We start from the raw sequence: 18,663 nt of genomic DNA, 5'->3' as shown, positions 1-18,663 counted from the left end.
AGATGCCCCGCCAATCACGCGAGATGCCCCGCCAGTCACACGAGACCCGCGCCCGATCATGCGAGATCCCGCCCCGGCCAGGGAAACCCGCGCCGGATCACACAAGATCCGACCGCAACCACGCGAGACCCCGCCAGGCCCACTCCCATCACGCGAACCCTGCCCCCGATCCCCGCCGAGGCCGGCCTTGGGCGTTGCCCGCCGGCCCGGTCCTCCCCGACCGGCCGGCGAGCCACCCCTCCCAGCACCCCTCACCGGAACACCCGGACCACCCGAACACGAGGTGGTGCCGCCCCCTCGCGGCACCACCCCAGCCCACGGGCGCCGGGCGTTGTCCGACCGGCGCCACCCCCAGCGGGCCGGTGACGCGCAGCACCGCACCAGGGTCATCCCTCTGGGTCGATCGTGGCCGAAGCCGCCACACGGAACGCACACGGAAACGTCCGCCCCGGGAACGACGAAGGCCACCACCGGAGGTCCGGTGGTGGCCTTCGCACAAACGTCAGTCCTCGCAGGTGCCCGCGGTCGCGCGGAACAGCTGGGCTCGTGCGCCGTCCAGTGCGCGTACCCGCACCGGTGGGTCCGCCGCCGGCAGCCACACCGACTGACCGCGGCGCAGCTCGACCTTCTCGCCGTCGTCCGCCGTCACCAGCAGGTCGCCCGCCGTGCACAGCAGGATCTGGGGGCCGACGCTGTCGACCGAGATCTCGTCGTCCTGGCCCGGCGCCCACTCGACGCGCGACAGCTCGAACTCCGGCGCGTCCGTCCGGTACACCGAAAGACGGTCGCCGCCGTCGCCGCACTGGACCGGCATCTCGCCGCACGCGAAGTCGACCACGCGCAGCAGCTCCGGGACGTCCACGTGCTTCGGCGTCAGGCCGCACCGCAGGATGTTGTCCGAGTTCGCCAGGATCTCCACGGCCGTGCCGTGCAGGTACAGGTGCAGGTTGCCGGCCGGCAGGTAGATCGCCTCGCCCGCGCGCAGCGTCAGCCGGTTCAGCAGCAACGCCGCCAGCACGCCCGCGTCGCGCGGGTGCGCCTCGCCGAGCTCGAGGATCGTCCGGCACTCGACGGCGAACTCGCCGTGCTCCTTGACGTGCCGGACGCAGGCGTCCAGCACCTCCGGCAGCAGCGAGTCCAGCGACCGCTGCGGCAGCGTGATCCACGTCGTGAACAGCGCCCGCAGCCCCGACGGGTCCGGCTGCGCCTCGATCAGCCCGGTGTACTTCGCCAGCCCCGGCGTCTCGATCGCCTTCAGCAGCTTCACCGTGCGGTCCGGCTCGCGGAACCCGGCCAGCGCGTGGAACTCCGTCAGCGCGCAGACGAGCTCCGGTTTCGCCGTCGGGTCCGGGTAGTTGCGGTTCGACGCGTCCCGCGGGATGCCCAGCAGCTCCTCGCGAGCGTGCCCCTCCGCGGCCTGGGCCGCCGACGGGTGCGCCTGCATCGACAGCGGCTCCTCCGCGGCGAGGATCTTCAGCAGGAACGGCAGCCGCCCACCCCACCGCTTCGCGCAGCGCTCGCCCAGCTGGCCCAGCGGGTCGGCTTCGACCAGCTCCAGCAGGCTCCGCTCGGTCCCGTCGGGGCCGATGACGTGCGACGGGTCGCCCGGGTGGGCACCCATCCACAGCTCGGCCTCGGGGTGCGGCGCGGGTACCGGACGGCCCAGCAGCTCGGGGATCGCCGTCCGCGATCCCCAGGCGTAGGGCCGCACCGCGTTGCGCAGCAGCTCCACTGTCACCTCAACTCCACTCCTTCGGCGCCGGCCGGGGCCGGTGCTCGGCGGGTCTCACGCCCTCGCGGGCGCGAAGCGACCCGCGCCGCCGATGCTGCCCGCCGCCAGCCCGAGATAGACCGCCGCCAGTTCGAACCGCAGCGCCAGCACCGCGGCCCGCACGATTTCGTCGGCCTCGATCTCCTCGGCCGGTGCGATGACCTCCGTTCCGGGCAGCAGATCCTCGGCCTGGTAGCGCGCCGCGTCCGTGGCCGGACCGGTTCGCACCGAGAGGAGCAGCACCCGAGTCGGGATGTCACCTGATGAATCGTCCGGATCGGCGAAGATGTCACGCGCCGCGCCACTCGCCAGTGCGGCGCGCCGCAATGCGGGACGCGCCAATGCCTGACGATAATCCTCGACGTCACAGACGGTAGCAGCGTGGGCGGCAAACGCGTGCGCAGCGTGTTCGCCGACGGCCACCGCGACCGGGTCGAGACCCCACAGCAGGGGCACGCGGTCGGCGACGCGCAGCGCGAGCGCCTTGGCCGGGTTCGCGAACGACTCGCGGGCCAGGTAGTCCTTCTCGGCTTCCACGTCGAGCTGGTCGGCCAACGCCTGGACGTCGGAGACCAGCAGGCCCAGCGCGTTCGCGGTGAGCAGCCCGGCGGCCAGGCCGCGCGGGAAGGCCAGCTCCGGCGGCACCGGGATGCGCGGCGCCAGCAGCACGCCCTTGCCCGCCACGGCGGCCGCGACCGGACCTTCGGCCGGCGCGGAGAGCACGACCGAGGCACCGAAGCGCGCGGCGCGCTCCAACGACGCGGCGAGCTCGCGGTCGCCGGGGTCGTCGGTGTGGGCGAAGACGACGTCGAGCGGGCCGATCCAGCTCGGCACCACCTCGGCGACGACGACCGGGACCGGGCACGACGGCGTCAGCAGTGCCGCGAGCAGCCTGGTGAGCGTCCGGCTCACGCCCGGCCGGTCGATCAGCACGAGGGCGCGCGGGCGCCCCACGTCGAGCCGGTCGGCCAGCCCCATCTCGGCGGCCATCTCGGCGGTCGCGCGCACCTGGGCGCCGGCCATCGCGGCCGCCCGGAGCAGCCCCGCGCTGTCGGCCTCGGCCAGCCGCGCGGGGTCGTCCAGCAGCGAGTCGTCAAGCACTGTCGGCATCGGATTTTCCGCTGTCGCCGGGAGTCCGGGCTTCGTCCAGGAGCAGGACCGGGATCCCGTCACGGACCGGATATACCCGGCCGCACTCCGTGCACGTCAGTGCGTCGGCCTCGGGGTCGTCCGGCGCCCCGGGGCGCAACGGGGCGTGATCGGGCGACGGGCACGCCAGGATCTCGAGGAGCTGGGCGTCGAGCGTGATGGCCATGGTTCCTCCATACCACGCGATGAGGTGTGGTGAAGGGCACCTTCGGGACACAGTTGGGCCCGGAGGCCCGCCCTTCACCGTGGACGGGTCAGCTGCGGATGATCGCGAGTACTTCGTCCACCAGCCCCTGCACGGCCTCGGCGTTCGCGGCCTCGACGTTCAGGCGGAGCAGCGGTTCGGTGTTCGACGGGCGCAGGTTGAACCAGGCGCCGCCCGGCAGCTGCACGGTCAGGCCGTCCAGCTCGTCGAGCTCGACGCCGGGGCGGGTGCCGAAGGAGTCCTTGACGGCCATCATCTTCGCGACCTGGTCGTCGACGGTCGAGTTGATCTCGCCGGAAGCCGCGTAGCGCGAGTACGCGCTGGTCAGGTCGGACAGCGGGCCGTTCTGCTCGCCGAGCGCGGCGAGGACGTGCAGCGCCGCCAGCATGCCGGTGTCGGCGCGCCAGAAGTCGCGGAAGTAGTAGTGCGCGGAGTGCTCGCCGCCGAAGATCGCGCCGGTGCGGGCCATCTCGGCCTTGATGAACGAGTGCCCGACGCGCGTGCGGACCGGCTTGCCGCCGTGCTCGGCGACGATCTCCGGCACGCCCTTGGACGTGATCAGGTTGTGGATGATCGTGCCGCCCGGGTCCTTGGCCAGCTCGCGGACGGCGACCAGGGCCGTGATCGCGCTCGGCGAAACCGGCTCGCCGCGCTCGTCGACGATGAAGCAGCGGTCGGCGTCGCCGTCGAAGGCCACACCGGCGTCCGCGCCGACCTCGCGCACCTTCGCCTGCAGGTCGACGATGTTCGCCGGGTCCAGCGGGTTGGCCTCGTGGTTCGGGAAGCTGCCGTCGAGCTCGAAGTACATCGGGACGACGTCGATCGGGAGTCCATCCATGCCCCCGCCACCACCCTCAGCGGAGGCGCTGCGCGCCGCAGAGCCCATCCCGAAGACCGTGGGGACGGTGTGGCCGCCCATGCCGTTGCCGGCGTCGACGACGATCTTCAGCGGCCGGTTGCCCGACAGGTCGACGAGGTTGCGCAGGTAAGCGGCGTAGTCGGCGAGGACGTCCCGCTCCGACACGGTGCCGCGCTGGCCCTCGAACTCGGGCACGCCCTGCTCGACGGTGTCGCGGATCTCGGCGAGCCCGGTGTCCTGGCCGACCGGGGACGCGCCGGCGCGGCACATCTTGATGCCGTTGTACTTGGCCGGGTTGTGGCTCGCGGTGAACATCGCGCCCGGCAGGTTCAGCGAACCCGAGGCGAAGTAGAGCTGGTCGGTGCTGGCCAGCCCGATGCTCACGACGTCCAGACCCTGCGAGGTGACGCCCTCGGCGAAGGCCGACGCCAGGCCCGGCGACGAGTCGCGCATGTCGTGCCCGATCACCACGGCCGGCGCTTCCGGCTTGATGAGCAGGGCGAACGCGGCGCCGAAGTCGCGGACGAGCGCCGCGTCGAGCTGCTCGCCGACCACGCCGCGAATGTCGTAGGCCTTCACGATGCCCGAAAGGTCTGGCACGCCGTCTCCCCGCGAATAGTCGTCCCGGCGCCCGCTGCGCCGCGCGGAAAGCCTACCGGCGGTGGTGGTGGGTTACGCGTTCAGGCGCGACCGGGGAGGACACGCAGGTGCCCGCGGCGCCCGGAGGGGCCTTCCGGCTCGGGCGCGGGGGCCGGTTTGCCAGGGCGGCCGGCCTCGCGCACGGCCTCGGCCAGCGCCGTCAGCTCGTCGGCCGACGGGTCCGGCGCGGCGAAGGCGCCTTCGTGCCGGACGACTTCCCAGCCCTTGGGGACGGTCAGCCGCAGCGCGTGGGCTTCGCAGAGGTCGTAAGAGTGCGGCTCGGAAGCGGTGGCCAGTGGGCCGACGACGGCGGTCGAGTCGCTGTAGGCATACGTCAGCGTGGCCACAGCCGGCTCGAGACAGCCGGTACGCGAACACTTCCGTACGCTCCGCACGATCCGAAACGATAGCGCGTCGCCGCAAGCTAGTAGGAGCGACACGCGCTGGGACGTGCCGACCGCATAGACTTCCGGGGTGGCGACGGCTCGTGACTACCGACAGCGGCGGCGCTCGCGACGGGACCGGCACGGCCGGGGCCTGCGCGGGACGCTGTACCCGGCGACCCTGCCCGCCGCCGCGAGCCGCGCGGAGAGGTTCGACGCGCTGGTGCTCGACGCGCTGGAACCGATCGAGGCCCGCTGGCGCCACGAGCTGACGAAGCTCGACGTGGCGGTCGACGACGTGCCCGAGGTCCGCGAGAACGGCCGTGCGCCGTCGGACGGCGTGCTGCACGACGGCGCGGTGCCGTTGTCGCGGCTGGTCCCGGCGGGCGTGGACCGGACGGGGATGCCGACGCGCGCGCGGATCGTGCTGTACCGGCGGCCGCTGGAAGCGCGGGCGAAGGATCCGTCGGAGCTGGCCGACCTGGTGCACGACGTGCTGGTCGAGCAGGTGGCCGGGTACCTGGGTGTGGAACCGGACGTCATCGAAGGCGAGTAGCTTCGCGGCGGTTCGCGGGCGGCGCTGGCGGGACGCGCACGAACGGTCCAGTCGCGCCGCTCGAGGTGTGCGAAAGGGCCACTCGCGCCTTCCAGACGTTGCGAAAGGGCCACTCGCGCCCTCCTCGCGTTGCGAAAGGCCACTCGCGCCCCCAACAACCACGCGAAAGGGCCAGTCGCGCCGCCCAAGCCGGGCCCTCACCTCACGGGCGGCGCCGGGCCGGGACCGCCGTCAGCAGCGTGAACAGCACCGCCGCCAACTGCGCGAGCAGCAGCAGGTTCCGTTCCGTGCCCGGGAACTCCATCGTCACCTCGGACGTCGACGGCGGCACCGACACCGCCACCTGGTGTCCCCACGCCGGCACGATCGGCACGCTCTTGCCGCCCACCGATGCCTTCCAGCCCGCTTCCTGCTCCGCCGCGAGCACCAGCAGGCGCCCGGTCGGCCCGTCCGACACCCGGACGCGCACGTCCGGCAGCCCCGCCTGGACCGGCGCCACGCCCGGCGCGTTCCCGGGCGCGCCGCCGCCCGTGACCGCCGCCTTCGCCTGCTCCGGGGAGATCAAGATCACCTGTCCGGCCGGCGGCAGCAGGCGAAGCACGCCACGGCCGTCGGACGTCGGGGCGGCCACCGACACCAGGTCCTTCGCCAGCGGCACGTACGCCTGCGGGTCGACGCCCGCCGGCAGCACCACGAACTGCACCCCCGCCGCTGCCGCCGCGGCGAACGCGCGCTGGACCGCCGCCGCGTCGCCCTGGCCGAGGTCTCGGCGCCACGACGCGAGCCGGGCCGGGGTGCCGGGCGTCGGGGCCAGCTCGTCGTCGCCGTAGTGGGGCAGGCGGCCGCCGATCTGGCGGGTCGCGTCCGTCGCGAGGTCGAGCACCGACCGGCCGGACGCGGACAGCTCCGCCGCCACCTCCGGCGCGAGCGCGGGCCGTTCCCCGGCGCGAAGCGGCCCCTGGCCGCCGACGACCACCGCGCCGGCCGCCAGCGCGAGGAACACCACAACTCCGGCGACCGCGAACACCTTCGGCAGCCACGTCGCGGGCACCCCGGCCGAACCGCCGCGCTGCCACGAGCCGAGCACGACCCACAGCAGCCCCGCGCCGACGATCAGCAGCGGCACGCCGGTGTGGCCGTGCGCGGGTGATCCACCCTGCATCGGCACCGCCGTCACCAGCCGCACCAGGACGAGCCCGCCCGTCCCCAGCGCGGCCAGCGCGAGCCCGCCCGCCGCGAGCTTCGTCGGGCGGACGACGATCGCGATCAGGGCCGCCGCGATCACCGCGACGCCGATCGGCCACGCGCCCGGCCCACCGGGGTCGAGCCCGGCCAGGTCGGTGCCGGACACCGCCGAAGCCGCGCCGCCGAGCCCCTGCACCAGCAGCTCCGGGTGCCGCAGCAGGACCGTCGGCCACGGCAGCAGCAGCGCCAGCGGCAGGAGCACCACGATGCCGACCGACGCGATCCGCCGCGCCAGCCCGGTCGGCGCGGGCAGCACCACGAACCCGATCAGCAGCCCGGCGAGCGCGAGCCCGTGCGCCAGCGGCGAGAACGCGCCGAGCAGCGCCATCCCGATCGCCGACAGAGCCGAGACGTGCAGCCAGCGCGTGTCCGCCCGCACCAGCAGCCCCGCGATGCCCGCGGCCACCAGCGGCAGCACCAGGTGCACCACGACGACGTCGAGCCGGCCTTGCGCGACGCCGGCGGTCGCGGCGGGCAGCAGCGCGTACGTCGCGGCGATGACCGCGCGGACCCAGCGGCGCACGCGCAGCCGTCGCGTCGCCACGTACGCGCTCAGGGCGGCCAGCGGGATGTCGCCGAGGAACAGGATCGCCACCAGCGCGGCCGGGCCGCCGAGCGGCGCGAACACCGCGCCGAGCGTGCCGAGCACCGGCAGCGTCGCCGACGCGGGCGCGCCGGTGCCGCCGGCGATCGCGTGCCACGGCGTCAGGTATGACGACCAGAGCTCGCCCAGCCCGCCGACCGGCAGCAGCTTGCCGCCGAAGAGGTCGAGGCCGAGCCGGGCACGGTTGACGACCAGCCCCAGCGCGGTCATCACGACGAGCAGCACCACCGGCGGCGCGAAGATCGTCGCCGCGAGCACGCGGCGCCGGTTCACCTCGACGAAGACGATTTCCGGCTCTTCGACGGCGGTTTCAGTGGCATCGGCGTCAGTGTCTTCGGCGTCTTCGGTGGCCGAGACCGGTTCGGGTGCGGCGGTTTCCGGCAGCGCGACGGCGACGAGCGTGCCCGGCCGGCGCAGCCCGGATCCGCGCGAGCTGAGCCCGCGCAGGGCACCCGCCGGCAACGCGTCCGGCCCGACGGGACGCGTCTCGCGCGCGTCGAGCGCTTCGGGCGTCACCCACGCCGACTCGGTTTCGACGGTCTCGGGCACGCGACCCAGCGCGAGGTCTTCCTCGACGCCGCGGCGGACCAGCCCGACGACGCCGGCGCGGACGGCGTTGCGCAACCGCGTCACGCGTCCGGTGAAGAGCCCGCGAACCGTTCCCGGCCGCGGATTCCGCCGTCGGCGGGCGCGTGCGGCGCGCAATCCGCCGCGTCCACTGAGGAGGTACGTCGCGGCGGCGAACTCGGCCCGCGCCTCGCCGGTCCGGCGCAGCAGGACGAACGCCAGCGCGCGCAGGAGGGAGAGCAGCGGGAGCCGGATCATCCCCAGCCAGAAGGAAAACGGCGAGCAGTTCACGAGGAACACCCGCAGCCCGTGGGCGCGGTTCGCGGCCGCGAGCGGGGCGGCGACGGCGTCCGCCGCGCGCTGCCCGGTCGTGACGGCGCGCGCGTGCCGCACCCGCGCGGTCGGCACCGAGAGGACGAGCCCGCCGGCGGCGTTCGCGCGCCAGCCGAAGTCGAGATCCTCGCGCAGCAACGGGAATTCGGGGTCGAAGCCGCCGAGCTCGTCCCAGGCGTCGCGGCGCACGAGCGAGCCGGCGCTCGGCACGGCGAGCACCTCGGCGGGCTCGTCACCGAGCGCGGCGACCTGCTGGCGGTGCCCGGAAGCGTCGGTGGACAGGCCGGCTTCGACGATCAGCCGCGGGTCGGTCCAGTCGAGACCGAGCGAGCCGAGCACGGTCGCCGACGGCGTTTTGGTGGCGACGCGCAGCAGTTCGTCGAGGCAGTCGGGCTCGGGCGCGCAGTCGTCGTGCAGCAGCCACAGCCACGCACCGGGGTCGCCCCAGCGCTCGGTGGCGTGCTCGACGGCTCCGGCGACCGCGGCGGCGAAGCCGGTTTCACTCGACAGTGTGATGACGCCGGAGAGCACGGGCGCGGAATCCGGGCCGGGATCGGCGGCCGCCTCGGCGAGCAGCCGCGCGGTCGCGTCGGTGGAACCGGTGTCGACGGCGAGGACGTGCCGGGGCCGGACAGTGCTGCGGCGCAACGAAGAAAGCGCCAGCGGCAGCCAGTTCTCGCCGTTGTGACAGACCACAATGGCCAGAACGGGCGCGGTGCGCAGGGCGGGCGGCGCGGCGGTGCGGGGCAACGACTGCTCCAGATCAAGCGGCGGATCGGTGCGGCCACCCTACGGCCCCGGTCCGTCACCCGATGGTGAACCCACGCCGAGTGTCGGAATCGCCGGTGACGCACGCATCACCGGCGGTTCCCCCCTCTAGACCGCGCGTTTCTTCAGCTTGCGGCGCTCCCGCTCGGACAGACCGCCCCAGATGCCGAAGCGTTCGTCCTTGGCCAGCGCGTACTCAAGGCACTCGTCCTTGACCTCGCAGCCCAGGCAGATCCGCTTGGCTTCCCGGGTGGAGCCGCCCTTCTCGGGGAAGAACGCCTCCGGGTCCGTCTGCGCGCACAAAGCGCGTTCCTGCCAGTCCTGCTCTTCTTCGGTGGCATCGATGAGCTCGGTGAGATCTCCCAGAGCCTGCTCCGGGATCTCGCCCCAACCCATGACGTGCCCCCATTCCTTACCATCGGCTTCCAACCGCACGTCCGCCTCCTCGCTCCCTAGCACTCCCCAGGCTGGCGGTGGTGAAACGACACTCGCCGTCCCCTCGACGACGAATGACATCACTGTGATTACACCCGTGTAGTGCGGTCAGGTCAAGCGGAGTAGCGAGTTCGGGGGACGTTCGGGCCCGATCGCGCAAGGGGACACGCCGGTAACTTCACACCGGGCATACGGAACACTGGAAGCGTGCAGAAGTCAGCAGTGCGCCCCAGCCCGGTCTTCCTCGGCATCCTCGCGCTCACCGTCGCCGGTGGCGTGATGGCCGCGTTCGGTGACATCAACACCGTTTTCGTCCGCGACCGCGACCCGCTGCTCATCGCCGGGGTCGTGATCTTCGTCGCCGCCGGCTGGGTGGCGTCGCTGTCGCTGCACGAGTTCGGCCACGCGATGGTCGCCTACCGCGGCGGTGACTACAGCGTCGCCCACAAGGGTTACCTGACGCTGGACGTGCGGAAGTACACCGACCCGGTCCTGTCGATCATCCTGCCGCTGATCTTCCTGATCATCGGCGGCATCCCGCTCCCGGGCGGCGCGGTCTGGATCAACCGCGGCGCGCTGCGGTCGCGCGGGACGTCGTCGTGGGTGTCGCTGGCCGGGCCGCTGAGCAATCTCGCGGTGGGCGCGGCGCTGGCACTGGTGGTCGCGCTGGTCCCGATGGCGGGCGGCCTGGTGATCGCGATGTCCTACCTGGCGCTGCTGCAGATCGTGACGTTCATCTTGAACATCCTCCCGATCCCGGGCCTCGACGGCTGGGGCGCGATCGAGCCGTACCTGCCCCCGCAGGCCCGCGAGCTCGGCGCCAAGGTCCGTCCGTGGGCGCCGATCATCCTGTTCGCGATCCTGTGGTTCTTCAAGCCGGCGAACACGGCCCTGTGGCAGGGCGCGTACTCGATCTTCGGCGCGTTCGGGGGCTATGTGGACGGTGCGCAGATCGGGTTCAGCGTGTTCCAGTTCTGGAACTGAGGCCGGGCCGGGCACCGCGCGGGAGCTCAGGCGCGGTGCCCGGTCAGCCAGACGTGCGCCCGCTTCCAGACTTCGCGCAGCCCCGATCGCTCGCCGAAGTAGTCCCCCGCCGCGCCGACGACCGGCAACATGCCGATCGCACGGTGCAAGAAGTTCCCGCGTGGCCGCTTCTCCAGCTCCTCGGTGATCCCGAGCAGCCCGCGCCCGAGGCGCCACAGCGTCCCCGCCGCCGCCTTCACCGTCGCCTTGCCGTGCTTCTTCTCCGACGCCGTCAGCTCTTCGGTCAGTCTCGCCGCTTCGTCCGCCTCCGCGGCTTCGTCGTGCTCCGGGTGCCTGCCCGCCGCGAGGTCGGCGTCGATCTCGCGCTCGAACAGCACCGACGCGATCAGCTGCACCCGCGTCCCGACGTCCGTCACGCCGTACTCGCCCGCGATCGCGCACAGCAGCAGCCCCTGTGACGCCGCCCCCAGCGTGTCCTGCACCGGCAGCCGGTCGGCCAGCGCGCCGCCCAGGCCCGGGATCGACGTCAGCAGCGCCGTGAAGCGGCCGACGCGGTTCATCCACCAGCTCGACCGGTCGTAGCCCGTCATCCGCGCCCACGCGGCGGTGCCGGGCACCTTCACCGACGTCACGCCGTGGATCAGCTTCGCCTTGAGCCCGGACTCGACCTCGGCCAAGTCCTCCTTCTCCCGCGCCTGCAAGCCGAACGGATCGGACTCGCGCAGCGCGTCGAGCATCGGCCCGCACGCACGCACGAACGGCCGCAGCACCGCCACGACCTGCTTGTCGGAGATCGCCTCAGCCACGTCCCGGACTCCTTCCCGCGGCCCGGCCCAGCCCGCCGCCGAGCACCAGCGCGCCCGGTAGCGCGCTCGCGCCGAGCAGCACCAGCGCGCGCCAGTCCTGGATCAGCACCAGGTCGCCGCCCGGGCCCAGCAGGCCGAACCCGAACACGACGACCACCCACACCGCCAGGGGTACCCACGAAAGCCCCGGCCGCACCAGCTTCGCCGTCGTCGACACCAGCCACGGCGTCGTGACGGCTCCGACGATCACCGTCACCGGCAGCGGCACGACGCCGACGCGCAGCGGCAGGAAGAACAGCTCCAGCACGGCCAGCAGCACCGTGTCGAAGGCGAGCAGGAGCAGCAGCAGCCTCTGCTCCCAGGTCAGCGGCTCCGGCACCGTCACAGCCCGCCGAACAGGTCGTCCGCCGCGCCTTCGGCCGGGCCGTGGGCCAGGACGAAGGAGTCGTGCGCCGGGATCGGCTGCGCGAGCCCGTTCGTCAGCGCGAAGTACGGGACGTCGCCGTCGACCACGGCCAGCTGCGTCGCGTGCGCGCGCAGGGCCGCCAGCTTCGCCGGGACGTACGCGGCGACGTCGAGCTTCGTCGTGATCTCCTCGTCCGGGGTCACCGGCAGCTCGTCGTCGGGCGGTACGGGGTACTCGGTCTCGCCGAGCCGCAGCGCGGCCAGCCCGGCGCGCACCGCGTCACCCGACGCGACCGTGTGGAACACCCTCGTCACCGACTCCGCGCCCGGCGCCGCCGCCATCGTGATCTCGTGGGCACGAACGTGGTCGGGGTGGCCGTAGCCGCCGAAGGAGTCGTAGGTGACGACGACCTGGGGCCGCACCTCGTCGAGGATCTCCGCGAGCTGCGCCGCCTGCTCGTCGGCGCTCCCGCCGGTGAACGCCCGCGGGTGCGCGGCCGACGGCGTGCCCGCCATGCCCGAATCGCGCCACCGGCCGATGCCGCCCAGATAACGATGTCGTGACACCCCCAGCGCGGCGCACGCGGCCTTCAGCTCGGCGACGCGGTAGCCGCCCAGCTGGTCGGCCGCCCAGGCGCCCAGCCCGGCCAGCTCGGGCAGGCCGGCCATGATCTCGCCCTCTTCACCGAGCGTGCAGGTCACGACCGTCACTTCGGCGCCTTCGGCGGCGTATCGTGCGATCGTGGCGCCGGTGGTGATGCTCTCGTCGTCGGGATGGGCGTGGACGAGCAGCAGCCTGCGCGGTACCGGGGAGATCACGGGTTGAGCGTAATTCCCGTGCTCCGACCTTCGTCGGGGACACCCTCGGTTATCCTCGCGCGAGTCGCGACCGCCGCGTCGCGATCGTCTGTACCCCCACGAAGGGCATCTTGGTGAGCACTGAAGCAACTTCGGCGGACGTCGCCGGCGTGTCCGGATCCGTTCTGTCGATCTCCGACCTGAGCGTGTCGTTCCAGACCGAGGACGGCGTCGTGGACGCCGTCAAGGGCATCGGTTTCGACGTGCAGCCCGGCGAGATCGTCGCCGTGGTCGGGGAGTCCGGCTCCGGCAAGTCCGTCACGTCGATGTCGGTGCTGGGCCTGCTGCCCAAGACCAGCCGGATCGCCGGCGAGCTGCGCCTCGGCGAGCGCAACCTGGCGGATCTCAAAGAGAAGGAAATGCAGAAGATCCGCGGCAACCAGGTCGCGATGATCTTCCAGGAGCCGATGACGGCGCTGAACCCGGTCTACACGGTCGGCTGGCAGCTGCGCGAGGCCCTGCGCTCGCACCTGGACATCTCCAAGGCCGCCGCGGACAAGCGCGCGGTCGAGCTGCTGGACATGGTCGGCATCCCGAACCCCGAGCTGCGGTTCAAGCAGTACCCGCACCAGCTCTCGGGCGGTCTGCGCCAGCGCGTCGTCATCGCCATGGCGATCTCCTGCGACCCGAAGGTGATCATCGCCGACGAGCCGACCACCGCGCTCGACGTCACGGTGCAGGCGGAGATCCTCGGCCTGCTGCGCAAGCTGCGCGACACCCTCGACACGGCGATCGTGCTGATCACCCACGACATGGGCGTCGTCGCCGACATGGCCGACCGCGTCATCGTGATGTACCAGGGCGAGATCGTCGAAGAGGCCCCGTCGCGCGAGCTGTTCGCGTCGCCGAAGGAGGACTACACCCGGCGGCTGCTGGCCGCGGTGCCGGTGCTCGGCCAGCGTCCCGAGGGGCGCCGCCTGCTCGACGACGCCGGGATCGCCTCCGACAGCACCGAGGCGGCCAAGATCGCCGAGGAGATCCGGCTGGCCGACGCCGAGCTGGAGGCCGTGATCGAGGAGGCCGCGCCGGCCCTCGAAATCAAGAACCTGGTGCTCGAGTACCCCGGCCGCCGCGGCCAGGGCAAGAACCGCGCGGTCGACGACGTCTCGCTGTCCATCGCCAAGGGCGAGATCGTCGGCCTGGTGGGCGAGTCCGGCTCGGGCAAGACGACCGTCGGCCGCTGCGCCGTCGGCCTGCTCCAGGCCACCGAGGGCACCGTCGCGATCGCCGGCAAGGACATCACGAAGATGTCGGCGAAGGAGCTTCGCCCGCTTCGCCGGTACTTCTCGATCGTGTTCCAGGACCCGGCGTCCACGCTGGACCCGAAGATGACGATCGGCGAGTCGATCGCCGAGCCGATGGTGCTGCACAAGGTGCTCGGCGGCAAGGAGCTGTCGGCCCGCGTGCGCTCGCTGCTCGACAAGGTCGAGCTGGGCGGGCACTACATGAACCGCTACCCGCACGAGCTTTCCGGCGGCCAGCGCCAGCGCGTGGCGATCGCCCGGGCGCTGTCCCTGGACCCGGCGCTGCTCATCGCGGACGAGCCGACGTCGGCGCTGGACGTCTCGGTGCAGGCCCGCGTGCTGGACCTGTTCCTCGACCTGCAGCAGTCGCTGCAGTTCGCGTGCCTGTTCATCAGCCACGACCTGGCGGTGGTCGACCTGCTCGCCGACCGCGTCGCGGTGATGCAGCACGGCAAGCTCGTCGAGATCGGCACGCGCGACCAGGTGCTGCACTCGCCGCAGCAGGACTACACGCGCCGCCTGCTGTCGGCGGCGCCGGTCGCGGACCCGGTACTGCAGGCGGAGCGCCGCGCGGCCTGGGAGGCCGGCAAGCTGGCCCCCGTGGCCGACTGAGGCTCTGAACGCACGGAAGGCCGCCACCCCTTCGGGTGGCGGCCTTCCGTCGTTCACGGGCTTGGCAGGGGGCCCGGCGTGAAACGGAAGCGGGGGTGACCGGAAACCGGTCACCCCCGCTTCACGCGTTCAGGCGGTCAGGCCTTCATCCTCCGCTGTCGCGGGTCGAAGGCGTCGCGAAGACCGTCACCGATGAAGTTGATCGTCAGTGAAATCAGCACGAGCACGATGAACGGCCCGAAGAACAGCGCCGGCCGCGTCTGCAGCTGGGCGTAGTTCTCCAGGATGACGCGGCCGAGCGAGGTGTCCGGCAGCTGGACACCGAGGCCGATGAACGACAGCGCGGCTTCCGCCAGCACGGCCTGGGCGACCGCGAGGGTCGCGTTGACCGTGATGCTGCCGACCATGTTCGGCACCAGGTGCTTGAAGATGATCCGGAACGTGCCGGCGCCCGAAGCGCGAGCCGCGTCGACGAACTCGCGCTGGGACAGCGACATCGCTTCGGCGCGGGTGATCCGGGCGATCTGCATCCAGCCGAACGACGCCAGCACCAGCGCGACGATGTACCAGGAGCCGCTCCCGAACACCTTCGCCAGGATGGCCGCCGCGGCGATCTGCGGGATGATCAGGAACAGGTCCGTCACCCGCGAGACCGCCGAGTCGGTGAACCGGCGCAGGTAGCCCGCCAGTGCGCCGAGCACGACGCCGACGACGGTCGACAGGATCGACACCGTGAGGGCGATCAGCAGCGAGAACTGGGTACCGCGCAGGATCTGCGACACCATGTCCTTGCCGACCTGCGTGGTGCCCAGCGGGAAGTCGCCGCTCGGCTTCGCGAAGGACGGGAAGGAGCTGTCCTCGTAGCTGTGCTTCCAGAACAGCGGCAGCAGGATGCTGAGCACGATGATCAGCACCAGCACCGCGGTCGACGCCATCGCCAGCTTGTGGTGCAGGAACTTCCGGAGCACCAGCTTGCCCTGGCTCCGGGGTTCGGGCAGCGCTTCCGGCGGGAGGGTGCCGTCCTTGGTCGCGGCTTCGCTCGCGAGAAGGGAGTTCAAGTCAGCCAACGCGAATCCTCGGGTCCAGGATGCCGTACACCAGGTCGGCGATCAGGTTGGCGACGATCACGCTGGTGGCGATGACCACGAGCCAGCCCATCATCACCTGAGTGTCGTTCTTGTTGACGGCTTCCACCAGCAACGTGCCCATACCGTGCCAGTTGAACACCGTTTCGGTGATGATCGCGCCGGCGAGCACCGACCCGAAGTTCACCGAGAACAGCGTCGTCACGGGGATCAGGGCGTTGCGGAACGCGTGCCGGAAGATGACCCGGCCGTTCGCGAGGCCCTTGGCCCGCGCGGTGCGCACGTAGTCCGAGTTCATCACCTCGAGCATCGAGGCCCGCTGGAACCGGCTGTACGCGGCGAAGCTGATCGCCATGATCGACAGCGTCGGGAGCAGGTAGGCACCGATCGTGCTCGTGATGAAGTCCCCGACGCCGTCCGTTTTCAGCTGTTCCGGGCTGGTCGTGCGTAGCCATGGATTGCCGAGGACGTCCTGCAGGCCGAGGTCGCGCACCCACCCGTTGATCTCGATGGCGTAGTTCTTCAGCACGATCGCGATGCAGAAGATGGGCATCGAGAACAGCAGGAAGGCGAGCGTGGTGGCGAGGTAGTCGATGATCGAGTACTGCTTCACCGCGGCGAGCACGCCGACGATGATGCCGATGATCAGCGCGAGGATCTCGGCTCCGACGACCAGCTTGAACGTGACGCCGAAGGCCGCCATCACCTTGGGCGCGACCGGCTGGAGCGCGTTGCCCTGCGCGATCGACGTGCCCCAGTCACCCGACAGGAAGTCCCCGAGCCAGCTGAAGTAGCGCGGCACGACGCCCTGGTCCAGGCCCAGCTTGTGGGAGAGGGAGTCCAGGGCTGCCTTGCTGATGTTCGGGTTGTGCCGAAGCTCGCCGAGCGGGTCACCGGTGGCGGCGACCATCACGAACGACAAAAAGGTCCCGACCAGGAGGACGGGAATCGATATCGCCAGACGGCGAAGGATATAGATCACCAGGTTCAACGAACTGCTCCTCATCCGGGCCTGGTCGTCAGAAGTGCGCTGGACCGCCGCCCGGTTGTCTACCGTAATGGGGGTAACCCTACGGTCAACAGCTACTTCCGGTGGGTACCGGGGCCCGGCTCGTGGCCGGACCCCGGTACCTCCCAGGTCATCTGGAGCGAGGGAAACGAAGAGGCGGGACGAGCCCTACTTCTTCTGCTCCCACTCGCCGACGTTCCACAGGACACCGTTGTAGGACTGCATGTACGCGCGGTCAATGCCCTTGAACGCCCACATGCTCGGCGTCTGGAACAGCGGGAGCGTCGCGTACTTGTCCGCGATGGCCTTGTCGGCTGCCTGGTAGCTCTGCAGCTTGACCTGCTCGTCGGTCGCGCCGACCGCGGTCTTGAACGCCTCGTCGATCTTCGGGTCGCAGAGGTTCTGGTAGTTCTGGTCACCACCGGCGTTCGGGCAGACGTAGATCGAACGCGACTGCGACTTGAACGGCGGGGAGGACCAGCCGAACAGCGCGATGTCGTAGTCACCGGTCGAGACGCGGCCGCCCTTGAGGAAGTTGGCGTCGGTCTCGTCCTTGACCTCGATACCGGCCGCCTTGGCCTGCGAGATGATGATCTCGACGGTCTGGCTGCGGCGGGCGTTCTGGTTGTGCGTGATCTTGAACGAGGCCCGCTGGCCACCCTTGGCGAAGATGCCGTCGCCACCCTTGACCCAGCCGGCGTCGGTCAGGGTCTTGGCCGCGGCCTCGGCACCCAGTCCGGCCTTGCTGCCGTAGAGGTCGGTGTAGCCCTCTTCACCCTGGAAGAACACGATCGAGTTCAGCGGAGCCGCGTCGGCCTGGACTTCCTTGAGCAGCTTGTCGGTGATCGCCTTGCGGTCGACCACCTCGAAGAACGCCTTGCGGAGCGCGTCGTCCTTGAACATGCGGTTGAACTGCAGGTCCAGGTGCTCGTAGGTCAGCTGCGAGGCCGACCCGTAGGTCACGCCCTGCGCCGCGAGGCCCTTCATCGTGGCCGCCGCGGTGGCGTCCGGCTGGGTCGACGCCGCGACGTCGATCTCACCGTTCTGCAGCGCGGTCGCCATGGCCTTGGTGTCTTCCATGGCGCGGACCACGAGCTTGGCCGGGCCGCCCTTGCCGCCCGCCCACTTCGGGTTCTTCACCAGCGTGACGGACTTCTGGTTCGCGTCGAACGAGTCGATCATGTACGGGCCCGAGGCCGGCATGATCGACTTGTCGAAGCCCTTCCACTTGTTCGTCCAGAAGTCGCCGGCCTTGGACAGCTGGGCCGGGTCACCGGTCGGCGCGAGCTTGGTGATGTCCGCGATGCCGGTCTTCTGCTCGAGGATGTGCGCCGGCAGGAGCTGAACCCCGCTGAACAGGCCCTTGTAGTCGAGGTACGGCTCGCTGAAGTCCGTCTCGAGGGTCAGGTTGTCCTTGCAGGTGGCCGTCTTGATCTTGTCGTAGCCGGTGGTCGAGGCCGCGTCGAACGGGTTCTTGCCCTCCGCGCCCTTCGCCTGCCCGCTCTGGGCGAGCCAGGCCAGGTAGAAGTCCTTGCAGTCGAAGGGGGCGTCGTCCGACCACTTCAGGTTCGGCTTGATCTTGTACGTGACGACCTGCGGGTCCTTGGAGGTCACGTCGACCGAGTCGAGAATGTCCTTGTTGAGCAGGATCTTGTTGTTGCCGTCGAGGACGAACGCGTCTTCGAGCACGGCGGTCAAGATGTAGGTGTTGTACGAGCTGTTGGTGTCCGGGGTGTTGTTGTTGTACCCGGAGTACCCGTCGTCGATCCCGACCGTGACCGTGCCGTCCCAGCCCTTGACGTCCGCGAGCTTGAACGTGTCACCCTGCTCGGCCTTGCCGACCGCCATCGACTTGACGTCGGTCGACGATCCGTTCTGGTCGGTGCTGCCCGAGCCCGAGTCGCCACCGCTGCAGGCGCTCAGCAGCAGCGAGGCGCCTGCGACGAGCGACAAGGCGGAGACTGCTTTGGTTCTCCTCATGAAGTGTGCCCTCCTAGCACTGAGCCCTTGAATTGTGACAAGGACCCACACCGCTCCGGTTTGGTGCCGGAGCCTACGACACGCCAAGCGACACTCAACTGGCGCACTGCGGGTGCACGCTAGAAAGGAAAAGTACCGACAGTCACCAGTTCAGGGTCGATCGTGA

At 71.0% G+C, this 18,663-nt stretch carries 16 protein-coding genes; 3 read left to right on the top strand and 13 right to left on the bottom strand.

Annotated elements, in window-relative coordinates; all coding sequences use genetic code 11:
* Window positions 1-502: 502 nt before the first annotated feature.
* From manA to AA23TX_RS03155, 5 genes are all read right to left on the bottom strand, one after another.
* A complete protein-coding gene (gene manA, locus AA23TX_RS03175) occupies window positions 503-1,732 on the bottom strand; it encodes a mannose-6-phosphate isomerase, class I (RefSeq protein ID WP_155544226.1) in 1,230 nt (409 codons plus the stop codon).
* A 54-nt stretch (window positions 1,733-1,786) separates the two neighbouring features.
* Window positions 1,787-2,881, bottom strand: coding sequence for a hypothetical protein (locus tag AA23TX_RS03170; RefSeq protein ID WP_196425169.1), 1,095 nt, complete (start codon window positions 2,879-2,881; stop codon window positions 1,787-1,789).
* A complete protein-coding gene (locus tag AA23TX_RS03165; protein ID WP_155541084.1) occupies window positions 2,865-3,086 on the bottom strand; it encodes a Trm112 family protein in 222 nt (73 codons plus the stop codon). The genes AA23TX_RS03170 and AA23TX_RS03165 overlap by 17 nt, the downstream gene beginning before the upstream one ends.
* Window positions 3,087-3,174: 88 nt before the next feature.
* On the bottom strand, window positions 3,175-4,584 hold the full coding sequence (locus AA23TX_RS03160; RefSeq protein ID WP_155541083.1) for a phosphomannomutase/phosphoglucomutase: 1,410 nt from the start codon (window positions 4,582-4,584) through the stop codon (window positions 3,175-3,177).
* An 80-nt stretch (window positions 4,585-4,664) separates the two neighbouring features.
* Window positions 4,665-5,018: a DUF3499 domain-containing protein gene (locus AA23TX_RS03155; protein WP_026468546.1), complete on the bottom strand. Its 354-nt coding sequence runs from the start codon at window positions 5,016-5,018 to the stop codon at window positions 4,665-4,667.
* Between the two features lie 79 nt (window positions 5,019-5,097).
* On the opposite strand from AA23TX_RS03155, the gene AA23TX_RS03150 reads away from it, so the two are divergent.
* Window positions 5,098-5,562, top strand: a complete 465-nt coding sequence (locus AA23TX_RS03150) for a metallopeptidase family protein (RefSeq protein WP_167379605.1) — start codon at window positions 5,098-5,100, stop codon at window positions 5,560-5,562.
* 202 nt (window positions 5,563-5,764) lie between these two features.
* Here AA23TX_RS03150 and AA23TX_RS03145 read toward each other — a convergent pair whose 3' ends face one another.
* The gene (locus AA23TX_RS03145; protein WP_155541082.1) at window positions 5,765-9,061 is read right to left on the bottom strand and encodes a glycosyltransferase family 2 protein; all 3,297 of its coding nucleotides are present in this window, start codon (window positions 9,059-9,061) and stop codon (window positions 5,765-5,767) included.
* 126 nt (window positions 9,062-9,187) lie between these two features.
* On the bottom strand, window positions 9,188-9,475 hold the full coding sequence (locus tag AA23TX_RS03140) for a WhiB family transcriptional regulator (protein ID WP_230862597.1): 288 nt from the start codon (window positions 9,473-9,475) through the stop codon (window positions 9,188-9,190).
* Window positions 9,476-9,736: 261 nt separating this feature from the next.
* On the opposite strand from AA23TX_RS03140, the gene AA23TX_RS03135 reads away from it, so the two are divergent.
* A complete protein-coding gene (locus AA23TX_RS03135) occupies window positions 9,737-10,498 on the top strand; it encodes a site-2 protease family protein (protein WP_155544224.1) in 762 nt (253 codons plus the stop codon).
* 26 nt (window positions 10,499-10,524) lie between these two features.
* On the opposite strand, the gene AA23TX_RS03130 is transcribed toward AA23TX_RS03135, so the two are convergent.
* The 3 genes from AA23TX_RS03130 to mshB are packed head-to-tail and all read right to left on the bottom strand — an operon-like array spanning window position 10,525 to window position 12,528.
* A complete protein-coding gene (locus tag AA23TX_RS03130; RefSeq protein WP_155541080.1) occupies window positions 10,525-11,304 on the bottom strand; it encodes a hypothetical protein in 780 nt (259 codons plus the stop codon).
* Window positions 11,297-11,689 carry a hypothetical protein gene (locus AA23TX_RS03125; RefSeq protein WP_155541079.1) on the bottom strand — a complete coding sequence of 131 codons (393 nt, stop codon included), beginning with the start codon at window positions 11,687-11,689 and terminating at the stop codon, window positions 11,297-11,299. The genes AA23TX_RS03130 and AA23TX_RS03125 overlap by 8 nt, the downstream gene beginning before the upstream one ends.
* A complete protein-coding gene (gene mshB, locus AA23TX_RS03120; protein ID WP_155541078.1) occupies window positions 11,686-12,528 on the bottom strand; it encodes an N-acetyl-1-D-myo-inositol-2-amino-2-deoxy-alpha-D-glucopyranoside deacetylase in 843 nt (280 codons plus the stop codon). Before mshB ends, AA23TX_RS03125 begins: the two co-directional genes overlap by 4 nt.
* A 113-nt stretch (window positions 12,529-12,641) precedes the next feature.
* Between mshB and AA23TX_RS03115 the strand changes: the two genes are divergently transcribed.
* A complete protein-coding gene (locus AA23TX_RS03115) occupies window positions 12,642-14,423 on the top strand; it encodes an ABC transporter ATP-binding protein (RefSeq protein ID WP_196425168.1) in 1,782 nt (593 codons plus the stop codon).
* Between the two features lie 137 nt (window positions 14,424-14,560).
* On the opposite strand, the gene AA23TX_RS03110 is transcribed toward AA23TX_RS03115, so the two are convergent.
* From AA23TX_RS03110 to AA23TX_RS03100, 3 genes are all read right to left on the bottom strand, one after another.
* Complete coding sequence (locus AA23TX_RS03110; protein WP_155541077.1) at window positions 14,561-15,490, bottom strand: ABC transporter permease; 930 nt, start codon at window positions 15,488-15,490, stop codon at window positions 14,561-14,563.
* Window positions 15,483-16,499: an ABC transporter permease gene (locus AA23TX_RS03105; protein WP_155541076.1), complete on the bottom strand. Its 1,017-nt coding sequence runs from the start codon at window positions 16,497-16,499 to the stop codon at window positions 15,483-15,485. The genes AA23TX_RS03110 and AA23TX_RS03105 overlap by 8 nt, the downstream gene beginning before the upstream one ends.
* Before the next feature lie 186 nt (window positions 16,500-16,685).
* Window positions 16,686-18,497, bottom strand: coding sequence for an ABC transporter family substrate-binding protein (locus tag AA23TX_RS03100; RefSeq protein ID WP_196425167.1), 1,812 nt, complete (start codon window positions 18,495-18,497; stop codon window positions 16,686-16,688).
* Window positions 18,498-18,663: the final 166 nt, after the last annotated feature.

The organism is Amycolatopsis camponoti (genome assembly GCF_902497555.1).
Taxonomy (GTDB): Bacteria; Actinomycetota; Actinomycetes; order Mycobacteriales; family Pseudonocardiaceae; genus Amycolatopsis; species Amycolatopsis camponoti.
Note: the sequence above shows the minus strand (reverse complement) of the source record. Positions and strands in the feature narration are given on the sequence as shown.

Bases quoted from the DNA above. Each gene is read 5' to 3' on its own strand.
- AA23TX_RS03170 (WP_196425169.1), bottom strand. From the start codon at position 2,881: ATGCCGACAGTGCTTGACGACTCGCTGCTGGACGACCCCGCGCGGCTG.
- AA23TX_RS03100 (WP_196425167.1), bottom strand. From the start codon at position 18,497: ATGAGGAGAACCAAAGCAGTCTCCGCCTTGTCGCTCGTCGCAGGCGCC.
- AA23TX_RS03140 (WP_230862597.1), bottom strand. From the start codon at position 9,475: ATGGGTTGGGGCGAGATCCCGGAGCAGGCTCTGGGAGATCTCACCGAG.
- AA23TX_RS03165 (WP_155541084.1), bottom strand. From the start codon at position 3,086: ATGGCCATCACGCTCGACGCCCAGCTCCTCGAGATCCTGGCGTGCCCG.